General features: G+C 45.6%; 13 protein-coding genes. 3 read left to right on the top strand and 10 right to left on the bottom strand.

Annotated features, from left to right (window positions below):
• Nucleotides 1-6: 6 nt before the first annotated feature.
• The 10 genes from EUBC25_RS12835 to EUBC25_RS12790 form a co-directional block, all read right to left on the bottom strand.
• Complete coding sequence (locus tag EUBC25_RS12835; protein ID WP_230105876.1) at nucleotides 7-1,074, bottom strand: sugar-transfer associated ATP-grasp domain-containing protein; 1,068 nt, start codon at nucleotides 1,072-1,074, stop codon at nucleotides 7-9.
• 2 nt (nucleotides 1,075-1,076) lie between these two features.
• On the bottom strand, nucleotides 1,077-2,060 hold the full coding sequence (locus EUBC25_RS12830; RefSeq protein WP_230105875.1) for a sugar-transfer associated ATP-grasp domain-containing protein: 984 nt from the start codon (nucleotides 2,058-2,060) through the stop codon (nucleotides 1,077-1,079).
• Nucleotides 2,061-2,071: 11 nt separating this feature from the next.
• Nucleotides 2,072-2,947 (bottom strand): ATP-grasp fold amidoligase family protein, encoded by an 876-nt coding sequence (locus EUBC25_RS12825; protein ID WP_230105874.1) that lies wholly within the window; start codon nucleotides 2,945-2,947, stop codon nucleotides 2,072-2,074.
• Complete coding sequence (locus EUBC25_RS12820; protein WP_230105873.1) at nucleotides 2,944-3,825, bottom strand: glycosyltransferase; 882 nt, start codon at nucleotides 3,823-3,825, stop codon at nucleotides 2,944-2,946. Before EUBC25_RS12820 ends, EUBC25_RS12825 begins: the two co-directional genes overlap by 4 nt.
• Complete coding sequence (locus tag EUBC25_RS12815; RefSeq protein WP_230105872.1) at nucleotides 3,822-4,700, bottom strand: glycosyltransferase family 2 protein; 879 nt, start codon at nucleotides 4,698-4,700, stop codon at nucleotides 3,822-3,824. Before EUBC25_RS12815 ends, EUBC25_RS12820 begins: the two co-directional genes overlap by 4 nt.
• 11 nt (nucleotides 4,701-4,711) lie before the next feature.
• The gene (locus EUBC25_RS12810; protein ID WP_230105871.1) at nucleotides 4,712-5,545 is read right to left on the bottom strand and encodes a polysaccharide pyruvyl transferase family protein; all 834 of its coding nucleotides are present in this window, start codon (nucleotides 5,543-5,545) and stop codon (nucleotides 4,712-4,714) included.
• Between the two features lie 46 nt (nucleotides 5,546-5,591).
• Nucleotides 5,592-6,647 (bottom strand): sugar-transfer associated ATP-grasp domain-containing protein, encoded by a 1,056-nt coding sequence (locus EUBC25_RS12805; protein ID WP_230107607.1) that lies wholly within the window; start codon nucleotides 6,645-6,647, stop codon nucleotides 5,592-5,594.
• On the bottom strand, nucleotides 6,631-7,746 hold the full coding sequence (locus tag EUBC25_RS12800) for a sugar-transfer associated ATP-grasp domain-containing protein (RefSeq protein ID WP_230107606.1): 1,116 nt from the start codon (nucleotides 7,744-7,746) through the stop codon (nucleotides 6,631-6,633). Before EUBC25_RS12800 ends, EUBC25_RS12805 begins: the two co-directional genes overlap by 17 nt.
• A gap of 105 nt (nucleotides 7,747-7,851) precedes the next feature.
• Entirely contained in the window at nucleotides 7,852-8,400 is a 549-nt protein-coding gene (locus EUBC25_RS12795; protein WP_230105870.1) for a nuclear transport factor 2 family protein, read from the bottom strand.
• A 23-nt stretch (nucleotides 8,401-8,423) separates the two neighbouring features.
• Nucleotides 8,424-10,346 (bottom strand): oxidoreductase, encoded by a 1,923-nt coding sequence (locus tag EUBC25_RS12790; RefSeq protein ID WP_230105869.1) that lies wholly within the window; start codon nucleotides 10,344-10,346, stop codon nucleotides 8,424-8,426.
• Between the two features lie 452 nt (nucleotides 10,347-10,798).
• Between EUBC25_RS12790 and EUBC25_RS12785 the strand changes: the two genes are divergently transcribed.
• From EUBC25_RS12785 to EUBC25_RS12775, 3 genes are all read left to right on the top strand, one after another.
• A complete protein-coding gene (locus EUBC25_RS12785; RefSeq protein WP_230105868.1) occupies nucleotides 10,799-12,790 on the top strand; it encodes an NAD(P)/FAD-dependent oxidoreductase in 1,992 nt (663 codons plus the stop codon).
• A 222-nt stretch (nucleotides 12,791-13,012) separates the two neighbouring features.
• Nucleotides 13,013-14,290, top strand: coding sequence for an AraC family transcriptional regulator (locus EUBC25_RS12780; protein WP_230105867.1), 1,278 nt, complete (start codon nucleotides 13,013-13,015; stop codon nucleotides 14,288-14,290).
• Nucleotides 14,291-14,295: 5 nt separating this feature from the next.
• Nucleotides 14,296-14,886 carry a hypothetical protein gene (locus EUBC25_RS12775; RefSeq protein ID WP_230105866.1) on the top strand — a complete coding sequence of 197 codons (591 nt, stop codon included), beginning with the start codon at nucleotides 14,296-14,298 and terminating at the stop codon, nucleotides 14,884-14,886.
• The last annotated feature ends 163 nt before the right edge of the window (nucleotides 14,887-15,049 follow it).

Raw genomic sequence — 15,049 nt, 5'->3', positions numbered from 1 at the left:
TGTTATCTATGCAGATTGCTTTGTCACATATTGATCCGGTTCACCATAATAATCAAGGAGCATGGAAGAAAACCTTTCATAGACGCCATGCTTTGCAGGTGCCTGCACAATATTCATTCCCGGGCTGTGATTTCCCTCGATCAGTTCCAAAGTACCATCCTCCAGAATCGCCACATCCCAGCCGACCACACGAAGACAGGGAAGCTCTTTGGAGGCCTCCTTGCACAGCTCTACCACTTCCTTCCAGCGGGGGATCTGCATCCCTTTGAAAGGCACTCCGGTCATAGGATGGGTAACATAGCTGTTGGAATATTCATCCAGTCCATCGGTGATGATCTTCCCGCTTTCCGGATCGATCTCGCAGAAAATTCCTCCTCCATGGGCATTGTCTACGCAAAGGCCGTTATTTCCCACTCGCAGACCGCCGCCGAAGACTTCAAAACGGTCCCCGTTCCTGAAAGTGATCACACGCAGCGTATTCAAAGACGACGGATGAAATGCCGCCAGCTCCTTGCAGGATTGTACAAATTCTTCCGCAAGATATCTTCCCTCGCATAATTTCTGATAAAATTCTTTCGGATCCTCTTTTGAAGCGAACTCTTCCTCCGTCAGTTTGAAAAAACCGATTCCCCAGCTGGAATACTGCGGCTTAAGGGCAATAGTACGATATTTATGGAGAAAATCACAAAATTCTTCATAACTTGCCTTTGGCACATAAAGCCATCCCCGGTGAATAAAGCGTGTAAAATTTTTCAGAAACGTGGCTTTGCTTTTCAGATACGGTTCTGAATCATTATTATAAGGCCGCATCAGACGAGTGGCCTCCACATCCGTAAGGTACTTTTTCTGCTCGCCTGTACTTAAATTATAAAATCCGAATATCATATACTCGCTCTGGGATACTCTCTTTTCCGGATTATTTCTTCTGACTTTCAGATAGTCGTGAAACAACTTGTTTTCACGAAACCCTTCCGGAAGATTTTTCACTCCCTTCATGTAAGCCATAAATTTTTCCCGCAGGACCGGATAGGCCCTTACGTTTTTTACAATATAGTTTTCTGTCAAAATACTCATTTTCACTCTACTCCTTCCAAGCATTCTTGTATCAGAGGATACTTTCCTATCCCATCCAGCTGAATGATATTTCCACCCGGCCAATGGCAGTTTCCTTCGATCATCTCCGGTCCTTCCGGAGTAACTGCAATGTCCCATCCTATATACCCGACCTTGGGCATATGTTCCATAGCCTGTGTGACACATGCAATGACAGCATCCCAGCAGGGCACTGTAAATCCGGGCATATAGACCAGGGATCCCGGATGCCGCTCATAGTCCCGGATTTCTTTGTTATTCCTCCCCGGCCCTGCGACAGTGCCTGTCTTAAGATCCAAAGGATAAGCGATACCGCCTGAATGAAAGTTGTCTGCGGCCGCCTCTTCTGCCCCGCATTTCAGACAGGCTCCGATCAGCCGGATCTTTCCTTTACTGTCTCTGGCGGCGTTAATACGAATGGAATTTACACAGGGACTGATCTTCTCCAGTTCTTCATGCTGTCGGATTTTTTCTTCTATCAAAAGTCCGCCGTCCCGACATCTCTCATAGAGTTCTTTTTTATCCTCTATTTCCTTTGTCTGTACTTTCTCAATCCCATGCCCCATAAGCCCCCGGTCCGGTTTCAGCACAACAGTTTCGTGAGCCTCAAGAAAGTTCAGAAATTCTGTCAGAGAAACCTCCGGCACATACAGACTTTCCCGCCGTACAAAATCAGAAAAATGCCGGTAAAACAAATGTTTGCTGGCCAGTATCTGATTGTTCTTTTTTGTCATAAACCGATTCAATCTGCGATCTGCCATAGAGGACCGCCCGGAAGTCAGGTAAGTCCCCCTCTCCCTTTCATCCAGTTCATAGAAACGGAGCACAAAATAATTCTCCGGCGAAGCCTGATGGCGGTATCCGCATCTTAAGGCATCCATAAGGTAGACCGCCGTAAAACCGCCTCTTTGCCGGCGCAGGCTTTTTGCCATCTGATAAGTTTTTTTCCCGGTATTCCATCGCGACATAGCTGCTCCTCCTACACCATACTTCCAAAGAGCAGATCTGTCTCCGGAAGGCGTTTATTATCCAAGGCAGCGGACGGCGTAAATGTCATCTCGCCAAAGCGTACGCCCCGCTCTGTCAAATACAGATCCACCCGCACAAAAGGGAACCCCCAGCTTAATCGGTCCGCTATCTCAAAAGCCTCCTCAACCCTCTGGGGTTTGGGAAGAGAAAAATCATCCGGCGCTTCTTTCCCGTCGTGGTTGATGCGCATAAGCTGAAATTTCCTGTCAAAAAAGTAGAATCTGGGCCATCCTTCCTCTCTTCCGGCACACACCATAACACAGTGGGCATGTCCATGAAAACAGTAAAATTTATAATCCTCCGGAGGCAGCCCTTCCGGGCTTCCGATATATTCTTCTACAATGATCTTCTTGTCAACACCTCTGTACTGGAGTTCTGAATAATATGCCCAAAAAGGCTCTCTCCCCCACTTTTCCATCTGCCTTTTGGCTGCTTTTTTATCCAATTGATCCTTGGAACGGCAGATAATATTATAACTGCATCCAAAGTTCCATTTCATTGCAAAACTGTGGGGAAGCGCATCCCAGTCAATATCCTCTGCCCTGTCATAAACCGCCTCAATAGCATTCAGGCAGCTTTCAAGTCCTCTCTCCCGGACATATTCCCGCACCCGGTATTTATCCGCGCATTTTCTGACAAGTTCACTGTCTCTGTATTCTTCCAGCTTTAATTTCAGCAGTTTTTCATTGAGCGTGACAGGGTTTTTAAGATCCGGCAAACGTCCGAATTTCTTAAAAAACAACAGTTCTGTATTGATACGCGGGGAGAAAAAAGAAAGTAACGCAAAAAAATTTCTCTCCGCTTTGCTGATCTTTTTTTTCTTCATACCCTTTCCTCCCCGCCTGTCTCAAGGATCAGCTCCTCTGCTGCCGTCAGCGAATCCAGAAGGCAGTCCATCACAAATTTCGATCTTCTGATAATAGACTTCAGTTCCTGCCTGGACGCCTCATGCTGATAATGCAATGCGCAAATGGACGGATCATATCGCACAACGCTTCCTTCCCGCCTGCACATCCATTCCAAAATTTCCATTTCATAATACATATATGTTTTGGGATAGAAAGGTTCCGGATGCGATTTCAGGTAACGCTCGGAAAAAATCACACAGGAACCATGCAAAACTACGTTTTTTGCCGGAACCGATACATCAATACACTGTTTCGCTCTTCGGCGCCGCTGTACATGTTTCCAGAGCAGAGGACTGTTTTTCTCTCCACTGCTTAAAAGAAGCAGGATAGGATGCGTGCTCCGTTTTACATTTGCCCGCTTTTTCCTCACCGAATCCAGTGTACATCCTTTCAGACTCTTGGGATTTTGATGAATACCGGAAAATACCGACACAATATCCGGTCCCAGGATATCAAAGGGATCCTCTTTATAAATTTCCTCTGTCCTGACAATAAAATCTTTCTGCCGGATTTCTACATCGTTATTGAGCACAACGGTAAACTGTGCCGGAAGATGGGTGCACACCCATCGTATCCCAAGGTTATTTCCTCTTGCAAACCCGGCATTCTCTTCATTCAGAAGAACGGTAACGTTATCCTGTCCGGCATATTCCTCCTTAAGGATACGCCCTGTCCCGTTGGGAGACGCATTATCCACGATCACAATATGTTTGCTGCCATCCAGCGCCTGGATCCGTTCCACACATGTCCTTGTCATCTCCACCGCGCGGTAATGCAGTATTACAAATGCTGTCATCCTTCCCTCTTCCTCCCTCTTTCCTTCATTGCTGACCTTATCCGATCTGCCGTCCAATAGCCCAGATCATAGAAGCTATGGCTTAGGGCAAAACTTTTTCTGAAATGCTCCGCTGCCAAAGCAGGATCTGCAGCATGCACTCTCTTCCCCAGCCGCCGGTTCATCACTGCATCGCTGGCCGGATACTGGCGGTACAAAAGCGCATGCTTATCGTACAGCCTTCGCAGATGGGGATAGGAAGTCACTCTGGCAGATATACTGTCTTCTCCCACCTTAGATTCCACCAGGGCTTCCGGCAGATAGCAAAGTACAAACTGCTTTGCCGCGCGAATGCCAAAGTCCCAGTCCTGGTAGCGTTTTATCGTCTCATCAAACTGCAGCCTTTCCCACACATGCCTGTACATCAGCATAGTCTGTGTTCCCGCTCTGTTTTCTGCAAGAAAGGCCTCCAATTCATGGCCGGCCCTGAAAGGATGTACCGGAAAATAGAACCGGCTACCTTTCTCTGATATCCGGTTCATCCCGCAGAAACACAGATCGGCTTTGTTGGAAAGAAGCCATGCATACTGTTTCTCCAGCTTCTTAGGATGCCACAGATCGTCACTGTCCTGAAAGGCCAGCAATTCCCCTTTTGCCAGGGCAGCTCCGCAGTTTCTGGCGTAACAGGCTCCTCTGTTGGTTTCATAACGTATGTATCGGAGACGGGGATCTGTTTTTCTCTGAAAAATTTCTTCTGTTCCGTCCGTAGAAGCATCATCCACTACCAGCACTTCAATATGTTCGTAAGTCTGCTCAAGGATGCTGCTGATGCATTCCAGAAGCTTTTTCTTCCTATTATAAGTCGGAATGATCACTGTGATCAGTTTTTTCTCCATAAGGCAACTCCTTACTTTACCGGAAAAGGAAATACTTCCCGTAAAGCTTTCTTTTTTGTTTCCACCGCTTCCGGACGGATCCTGTACTGTTCTTGGATCCAGGCAAGCTCCGGAAGGGGCTCTGTGCGCATATCATAGGGCTTATGTGTCAACCCGTAAGCGGAATAATAATCGTCGAATTTGTATCCATCCCCCAACAGTCTGTCTCCAAATTCCACGTGCAGATTGGGAATCCCCATACTGTCTGCTATAATAAGCCCGTGAAGACTGCTGGAAAGAATAAAGCGGCATTCTGCAATCTGCCGGATCACCTCCAGCGGCTCCTCCTTCACACTGATGAAGCGGGCATTTTCATACTCCTGATGAAGATTTGCCGCCCTGGGATCCTGAAGATCACAAAGATGGGGGATGACACCTACGTCATAGCGTTTTCGTGGAAGGCTCTCCAGCACTTCTGCCGCCAAAATCCCGGCGTCTGCCGTGGGAATATCCAGCCTTTTCTTCCTCATCTTTTCCACTGCTTTTCTTGTAAGTTCTCCCCGAACCGCGCAGAAATTCATATCTCTTTTAAAAAAGCTGCCTTCACAGTCTGTATAATTGATAAAACCAGTTCCCCAGATGGACACATGGGGCTTTTGGATCCCGTTGATCCTTTGCTGTATCCGCATAGGCACAGTACCGTGCAAGGTATACATTCCAAGGCAGCTTCCGATGGCACACATCTCTCCCTCCAGAAAAGAACAGCGTACCGTCTCATAGCCAAAGCACTTCTCAATGATCAGTTTATTCAGCAGATCTCCCATATTGTGAATTTTACTGTAATATACCCTGATCTTATCTGCCATCTTGCATACTCCTCTTTGTATTCGGCGATATCCCACCTCCTTTGCACTATTCCAGCTTCAGGACCACTCTCTCATAACGTCCGTCGTCTTCAAAGGACTTGCCATGCACCGCATCAAAGAGAGGCTGGTAACCGTATCCGTCTGTGATCCATCCGAATCCTGCATACTGTGCCGTCATAAAACCCGGTATTGTATTGGCCTCCACCAGAATCGGTCCTTCTTTTGTAAGAGCCACATCCCATCCGATGTTGGATATTTTTCTTCCAAGAGGCAGCGCCCGTCGCATCATTTGGATCGTCTTATCCCAATTATTCAGCTTCAATCCCTTGAATGCCATTCCGGTGGACGGATGTGCCTGATAGATCTCCCCACTGTTCTGGTCTACTGCATCAGTCAGCACTTCTCCCGTCCGGATATCCACCATTGCAGTCAGTGCATCCTTGCAGCCGTTGGAAATTTTATTCTTATGCGCCACTGTAAGCACCGGAGCAAAGAGAAATTCGCCTTCCGGAGAACTGGCAGAATAAAACCGGATCACACTGACGGCATTGGGATTCAGCGAGGTTAACAGATCATCCTGGCAGATATACTCCTCCACAATCCCGCCGCCGCTTTTTTGAATATATTGCAGAGCTTCCTTTGCCTCTTCCTCTGTCCTGGCAGAAAGAACGCGGATTCCCTGCCCCATTCCTTTGCAATTAGGTTTGTAAACAACACGGCCGCTCTCTTTTGCCATTTCTCTTAAGCTTTTGGCATCTGCTTCAGACGCACGCATGCACCATCGGCCATAAAAATCCCCAAACACTTTTGAAAAGATATACTTATTCATAAGCATTCCGATATAACGTCTGTCTGTAAATTGCTTCCGAAATTCCATCCGTGTCCAAAGCGTAGAGATTGTCTTCTTCTGTTCCGGAGTCAGGTGATAATACCCCGTCCATTCATATTCTGCAAATGAAATGTGGTTCCTCTTCTTAGCCTGCAGGATATCCCGCTCCACATCTTTTGGATCCTCTCCGGATTTTTCTGCATACTCACCTGCAAATTGCCGTATATGCTTCCTTGCGTTCAGATATCTTTTGACTTCATCTAACTGCTTCATCACAATCCCTCTTCTCCTGCATCTGTGTGATCAGATCCTCCAGCTCATGCCTGCGTCCTTTTTTTTCCACCATCTGCATAGCTCCCATCTGCGCCGTACAGTTTGCTTCAACCATGCACCAGCCTCTGTCCCTGGCAAAAGCCAGATCCCATCCGCAGTAATGGTTGTCCGGGATCATCATCGCTGCTTCCTTTACCATTGCTACAGCTTCCTCCCACCGGGGAATCCCGAACCCCTTAAACTTCACTTTACTGTCCGGGTGGCACTCATAACTGTGGCCTTTTTTATCAGCGCCGTCCGTATAGATCACTCCGCTGTCCGGATCGATCAGTGCGCTGATCCCGCCGGCGCTGAAATTATCTACAAAGCTGCCCTCCCTTCCCATTCTAAGAGAAGGATGAAACAACCTGATCTCCGGCTCGTTTTTTTCGTTTCGGATAATAACAGTAGGAATGCGGAGTGTATTGACGGACCCTTCGTGTATGCGGGCCATCTCCCATCCCTGTTCGATTTTTTCTTCTATAACAGCGCCATATTTCCGGTAATGCTCGTGGGCGTCTTCTACCGAATCGTACATGGCGATATTTTCAATTCTCACTGCCTTCCCAAATGCTGCATATACCGGTTTCACTACATACTCACCATGACGGCCGGCAAATTCCTGCAGCTTTTTCAAATTTTCCTGGGTCGGATCTTCATTTTTTCTGATGCGGATGACTTCCCGCTTGTACATATTCTCAAATTTCTTATACGTCCTGTATTTATTTTCCAAAATGTCGGTGTTTTTTCGTTTATTCATCCGGGGATAAAAACTCATTCGTATTCCTTCTGTAATGAAAGACGCCCGGTATTCCGGATCTTTCCCTTCATAATCATAGAGAAAGTATTCGCTGTAGTAAGAACCATATTTAAAAAGACTCCGGATCATATCCCTCTTCAGCCTGCGAAGATACCGACGGTCCTCAAAGGCTTCCGGGCCTTTGTACTTCTCAATGATCTCATCCATCTTATCCCGTTTGCGCCAATAATAATTACCTTTGCGGTACCATGTCTCAAAACGGATTTTTTTGTAAATTTTTCTGCGATATTCCCGCAGCATCTTTCCCACCTCTTCTCTTCCCGTCTTGTCTGTTCAAATCGCCGTTTTTGCAAATATACCGCTATACCAAAACAGGCACAGCGGCATATTTGCTGTTTTTCTTTCTTATTTTGTTGTTTTTCTTTTTGCGATTTTCTTTTTCTTTGTAGCAGGGCGGAACATACTGATACGAACACGGTGTGTCGCATCTCTTTGGGATGACTCCTCAAAAATGCGGAGATATCCGGTATCCTGGATCAGCCACTGTCCGTCAATCTTTACATATTTATCCGTGTAAATAGCAGACCCCCTGATCTCCAGACCTTCATAAGTATCACCCTTATCAAAAAGCAGATCATCCTGCAGATACCATTTTCCATAGGCAACTGTATCGCTCTCAAACCAGATCTGCGGATTATGTCCCTGATGCAGAGTGATTTCTGTTTTCGGCATCGTTTCTGCCAGATAATTTGTAATCTCTTTCGGACCGTGGAATACCAGTTTACCATCAGAGTATGATGTCTCAATATCCGGTGCCATAGTGGCTTCCATCGCTTCCCAGTCCTTTGTATCCATTGCGCAGAAATATCTGCTCTTCAGTTCTTTAATTGCCTGTACATCCTTCAGCTGCTGCACTTCTTTTTCCAATGCCTCAAGACGTTCTTCAATTGTCATAATATCCTGTCCTTTCCTTAGTATTATACGCTCATTCCAACTGCGTATGCGTCGGCTGTCGCATCAATACCCATTCCTACTTTCTTCGCGTCACCAATTACATCATAAGCGATTCCCAATTCTTCACATTTTGCTTTCAGATCCTCTGTCTTCCGGGATGTCGTTCCTACAGAAATTACAAGAGTGTCAAAATGGCGGGTTTTCTCGCTTGTCTTTTTGAATTTATCTGTAAACTTATATGTAATCTCATGGTCGCCGATGCTTGTGATATTGCTTCGGTTGCTCTTCTGGATCGTCTTGCCCGGATACTCGATATCAAGGAACATCGTACGCAGCATACCCATCTTGTTTCCGACACGCTTTTTATCCATAATACGGACATCCTTCACGCCTTTGTTGATCAGATACTGGGCTGTCTCACAGCCGATCAGACCACCGCCCAGGATCAGCACTTCTCCTTTGGCCTCTGCTTTATCTGTCAGAATATCTTCTGCAGAAACAACGTCTGCTCCATCAATTCCCGGAATATCCGGTTTTACATATTCAGAGCCGGTTGCTATGATGACATGATCCGGCTTTACTTCTTCAATCAGCTCCGGTGTTACTTTTGTACCAGTCTTGATCTCAATACCTTTCTTCCTGCACTGCTCAATTTCCCATTCTACAGCGGCAGCAAATTCTTGCTTCTTAGGTGCTTTTCCTGCCAGCACAAATCTTCCTCCCGGATTTTCCGCCGCTTCGTAGATCGTTGGATTGTGTCCCCGCGCTTTCAGAAATTCTGCTGTAACCAGACCGCCGATACCTCCGCCGATCACCATAACATTCTTTGGCGTTTCAGCTTTTGGAAGTCCTTTGTATTCCAGACAAAGCATAGGATTTCTCGTACAGGTAATATGTTTCGCATTCGGATCGATAACCTTGTCATAACATCCTTCTGTACATCCGATACAGCGGCGGATATCCTCCTCGCGGCCTTCTTTTGCCTTATTGCACCACTGTGGATCAGCCAGCTGTCCTCTTCCAACCGCGATCATATCGATCTTTCCTTCGCGGATCAGTTCATCTGCAAGTCCCGGCATATTGACACGTCCCACTCCGATAACAGGAATGTGAATACCTTTTTTTATTGCTGCAATATTATCCATATTAAATCCCGGCTCCAAATTATAAGGAGGAACCTCATAAACAGTTGCAAGACTGCGGGCATTCCCTCTGGAAAGATCCATGGCATCCACGCCGGCTTCTTCTGCCCAGTTGATAAACTGGATGGTTTCTTCTACTGTTGTAACCTTTGGAAGCATCTCATCAATGGCGTCGATACGCATGATCAAAGGCATATCATCCGGCATATTTGCACGCATTTCCCGGATTACCTCCAGACTGAAGCGGCAGCGGTTTTCCAGGCTCTGATTGCCGTACTCATCTGTTCTCTGATTCAAAGAAGGATTCATAAATTCATGAGGCAGATAAGTGTGCGCTCCGTGAAATTCCAGCGCATCAAATCCGGCTTCCACGGCAAATTTTGCCGCCTGCCCGTACTGTTTGATAATTTCATGAATACGCTCTACTGTAAGATTGTCCGGTGTTTCCAGCTTATTCGTTTTATCAAAAAACTCCTGGGGAACAAATCCTCCATGCCAGATCTGCACAGCAGCCTTTCCACCGTTTTCATGGATCGCATCTACAATCTTCTTCAGCTCATCTCTGTGGTGCTCATTATAAAGGCCAAGATACAGATAGGCGTGACATTCCGGACAGATTGTAGCAATCTCCACAATATTCAGTCCGCAGCCTCCTGCTGCGATCGCTCCATGATATCCTGTCAGGTCTTCCGCTACATCATGTTTGTTTTTGGCCATCTTTGTATTCATCCCCGGGAGAACTACTCTGTTTTTCAGCTCCAGTCCTCTCAGTTTAATCGGTGAAAACAATGCGTCATAACTCATTTTCCAAACCATCCTCTCTTTTCTTAATACAGATCTTTCATCTGTATCCTCCTTCTGGCAGATACGGGAATTACCTGTCAGAAAATGTTTGAATATAATTCATAGTATTTCATTTCAGTATTTAGTTTTATAATGGTGATGAACAGATTACATAGCTGTAATCCTTAAAAGTTGTTTAAATTTTAACACTATCTTTACATTCCTGCAGGAGCAAAAATTTGATTATTATATACAAACAATGTACAAAATTTCGATTTTTAATATCACTATTGTCTAATTGCCAAGAGTTCTCTCTGAATTTTGTAGTGATTTTTAAATAAATGTCCTGTTTTACAGAAATACTTTCTCACGATTTTTTTTGAAAATGTAGCTTGATTGACAAAAAAATGTGCATTCTCCCTCTTTCAGTTCGTTTATTATTTTATTAAAACAAACGTTCAGGAGGAAGTTTTATGATAACAGATATGAAAAATTCAAAGCTTTTCAGTCCTATTCAGATTGGAAGAACCACTCTGAAGAACAGAGTGGCAATGGCTCCTATGAGTATGGATTATGAAGCAGCAGACGGATCCGTCCCGAAAAAGCTGGCGGATATTTTTGTACGGCGCGCCGAGGGCGGCACCGGCTATATTGTAATCGACGCTGTAACTGTCGACAGCAAATATCCTTATATGGGAAACACGACATCTCTGGATAAAGACAGTCTTGTTCCACAGTTTAAACAGTTTGCAGAACGCGTCAGGGAGGCAGGCAGTGTTCTGATTCCTCAAATCATCCATGCAGGTCCCGAATCTATTTGCGGATACCGTAAGATCGCACCTCTCGGACCTTCTGCCAATGTAAACGCCAACTGTCATGTCAGCCGTCCTGTTACGGTAAAAGAAATCCAAAAGATCGTAAAACAGTACGGTCAGGCTGCACGCCGGGCGGAAGAAGCCGGATGCGGCGGCGTCAGTCTTCACTGCGCTCACGCCTATATGCTTCCCGGTTCTTTCCTGTCTCCTCTCCGCAACAAACGAATGGATGAATACGGCGGAGGTCTGGACAACCGCGCAAGATTTATTCTGGAAGTCATTGAAGAAGTCCGGAAAAATGTAAGCCGGGATTTTCCGATCTTCCTGCGTATTTCCGGCGACGAACGTATGATCGGAGGCAACTCTCTCGAAGATATGTTGTACCTGGCTCCCAAATTTGAAGCGGCCGGAGTCGATATGCTTGAAGTTTCCGGCGGTACCCAGTATGAAGGACTGGAGCATATCATCCCCTGCCAGAACAAGAGCATCGGTGTAAATGTATATGAAGCATCTGAAATCAAAAAAGTAGTAAATATCCCTGTTTTTGTTGTTGGAAAGATCAATGATATCCGCTATGCAGCAGATATTGTAGAGCGCGGTCTAGTAGACGGTGTATCTATGGGACGTCCGCTTCTTGCAGATCCTGATCTGTGCAAAAAAGCCTATGAAAACCGGTTTGATGATATCACGCCATGCGCAAGCTGCGGCGGAAGCTGTATCACCCGCAGCGAGGCAAGTCCACAGTGCAGATGCCATATCAATCCGAGAGTCGGAAGAGAATATGATTTTCCGGAAGTTCCGGCTGAAAAATCCAAGAAGGTACTGGTGGTGGGCGCCGGTCCCGGAGGTATGATGGCTGCTGTCACAGCTGCAGAAAGAGGACACCAGGTTACTGTCTGGGAAGCTGATAAAAAAATCGGCGGACAGCTGAATCTGGCTGTTGTTGCCCCCGGCAAACAGGAAATGACCAAATGGATGGTGCACTTAAACTATCGCGCTAAAAAAGCCGGTGTAACTTTTGAGTTTGGCAAAACGGGCACTGTAGAAGCAGTTCGGGAATTTGCTCCTGACGCCGTGATCGTAGCTACCGGCGCAAGACCTTTGATCCCGCCGATCAAAGGAACACAGGATTATCCGGTCCGTACAGCTCACGATTTCTTACGCGGCAAGATTGTCATTCCGCGAGGACGTGTCTGCGTATTGGGAGGCGGCGCCGTTGCCTGTGAGACTGCAGAAGTTCTTCTCGAAAATGCACGTCCTAATTCCTTTACCAGGGGATTTGAAGCCAGCATCGGTGATGTGGAAGTCACAATGGTGGAGATGCTGCCCCAGCTTCTCACCAATGTCTGCGCGCCGAACCGTACTCCAATGGTACGGAAGCTCAAGAGCAAAGGTGTGGATATTAACGTAAATTCCAAAATCCTGGAAGTAACAGATCACGACGTAAAAGTACAAAGAGCAGACGGCACGGAGGAATGGCTCCGCGGATTTGATTATGTACTTTTCGGCCTCGGTTCCCGAAATTACGATCCGCTTTCCGAAGAACTGAAGACATTTATTCCTGAAGTATATGCAATCGGCGACGCGGTGAGAGCCCGCCAGGCAAGCTTCGCTATGTGGGAAGGTTTTGAGGCCGCTTACAAATTGTAAATAATATAGACTGTAAAAGACATTCTACTCCTGGAAAAACTGCAGATGCCATGTAGTATCTGCAGTTTTTTCTATTTTTACCTTTCTTCGTTTCAAAATCTGAAAATCCAAAAAATTTATGTGCCTCATTGATTTTTCTTTTTCAATATGCTATCCTTTTCGCATACTTGGAGTGTCATATTTCGACATTTGCCACAGAAATCAGAGAGGTGACGTATTATTGTGAACAAAAAGATCTATCCCTTATGCGAACCACCAAGAAACGGCATATTCTGCGGTCCTGACAAGTATCTGAAACTTCAGGAATATACCGTCAGTACTGAAATGTGTCCGATCATGGAGTTTGACAGCTATTTTATTCTTGTAAAAAAGGGGCGTGGCATTTTTATTATAAATGGGGAAAAATTTGCAGTGGAGCCCGGCTGCATATCATGGATCCAATGCTCGCAAGTTCTTACAATCTGTCCGGATTTTAATGAACAACTTCAGCTATGGGTCTGTTCTTATGATTATCAGCTTTTAAACTATTATTCTTTCAGCAGAATATCTTTTAATGAAGAACAGGAAATTGTCAACAGTCTTCCTGTAATCGGTCCGGCTGGCTCCGAGGTGGAACAGATCATCCACTTATTCGATCAGTTCCAGAAACTAGGTAAGAAGAAATCTTACGGATCAGCTATCCTGCGCAGCTCTTTTCTCCGTAAGATCGAACTACTCTATAACCGTGTGGCACAGAGCGCAAAGGCGAGCTACCAGTTTGAGTCTTTCCCCTTGAGCCGGAAGATCAGCCTGTATATCGCTACCCACAGTAATGCGCCCCTGACTGTATCGGACGTAGTCGATAATGTATGCCCTTCTTCAAGTGAAGCGTCTCTTAATCATACGCTTCTTGTCGTTACCGGGCTGAATTTCGGCCAGTATCTGAACCGGATGCGGCTGGCGCATGCAATGGCATATTTTCTTTATGATAATCTGCCTTTTAACTACATATCTTCGATTTCCGGTTTTAATAAAGAGATTTCATTTTTCCGTCATTTCAAAGCCATAACAGATATGACGCCCCTGGCTTACCGGGAACAGATGCTAAGCAACGGTAAAGACGGACGGATCTATCGGGGAACGATAATCAGTGAACCTCTTCTGTCTGCCATCACTTATCTATATGACAATATGACTGAACCTATTGATGCAAATATTATGACCCGGGATCTTTACACTACAAAAAATATCCTGCGCAGTCAGTTTAAAGAAAAACTGAATGCCAGCTACAAAGACATTCTGCTTCAGTTCCGGGTGCGCTATGCAGAATCTTTGCTGGCTACTACTAACCTGCCCATTCTGGATATTGCTATTGAATCCGGTTTTGGTTCCGACCGCACGATGACGCGGGTATTTTTCAATATTAACGGCCTTTCCCCTGGCGAATTCAGAAAACGGCAGCGTCGGGGGGAACAGGACGAAAAAAGCATCCCGCCTAAAACCATAAAAGAAAGCAGATGATGACTATGCAAAAGGATTCCACATCAAAAAGTACACAGAATAAACAAAAATCTTCCCCCAGAAATAATTCTACGTTTTCCGGTGCACATGATTATTTTTCCAACAACGTGCTTCCACAGGATATTCATGCGCGCACACGGCATATTAAAGCTCCGACATCTTACATTAACAATCAGGAGCAAACTTTTCTTCTGGTCCGTTCGGGAACAGGAACGATATATGTAAACGGAATGGGGTACAAACTGAAGCCGAACACTTTAATTTATTTAAGTCCCTTTCACCGCTACCGCCTGCTTCCCTCCAGCCAGGAGGAACTTACCATTGCAGAGGCGCGCATCAACAGCAGTACCTACGTATATATGATCGCGAATCCATATCTGAAATATGAGCATATGGTTGTTCCATCGCAGCCGCCGATCGCCTCTCTTGAAGGACTGTCGGCCCAGATCGCCAATGATTCCATGGATGCTCTCTTAAGCGAGACTGAAAATCATTCCAAAGACAGTATCCATTTTTGTTTCTGTTATATTATGGACTTTTTTGGCCTGATCACTGACTGTATTCCCAAAGGTTATCTGTCTCCTTCAGAAAAATAATATAAAGGGTACAAAGCAGAGGCGCTATCAGAGGAAAATTGTAAAAAGAGTCATTGTTAAAAATATATTTTTAACAATGACTCTTTTGCATTTTCACCGGTTTCCCCTTCTTCAAGTTCTATACGTCTGTCAAATTGACTATAAATTCTTACTTTTTGTCTCT

The organism is Claveliimonas bilis (assembly GCF_020892095.1).
Lineage (GTDB): Bacteria > Bacillota > Clostridia > Lachnospirales > Lachnospiraceae > Claveliimonas > Claveliimonas bilis.
The sequence above is the reverse complement of the archived record's forward strand: the minus strand, read 5'-3'. Positions and strand labels throughout refer to the sequence as shown.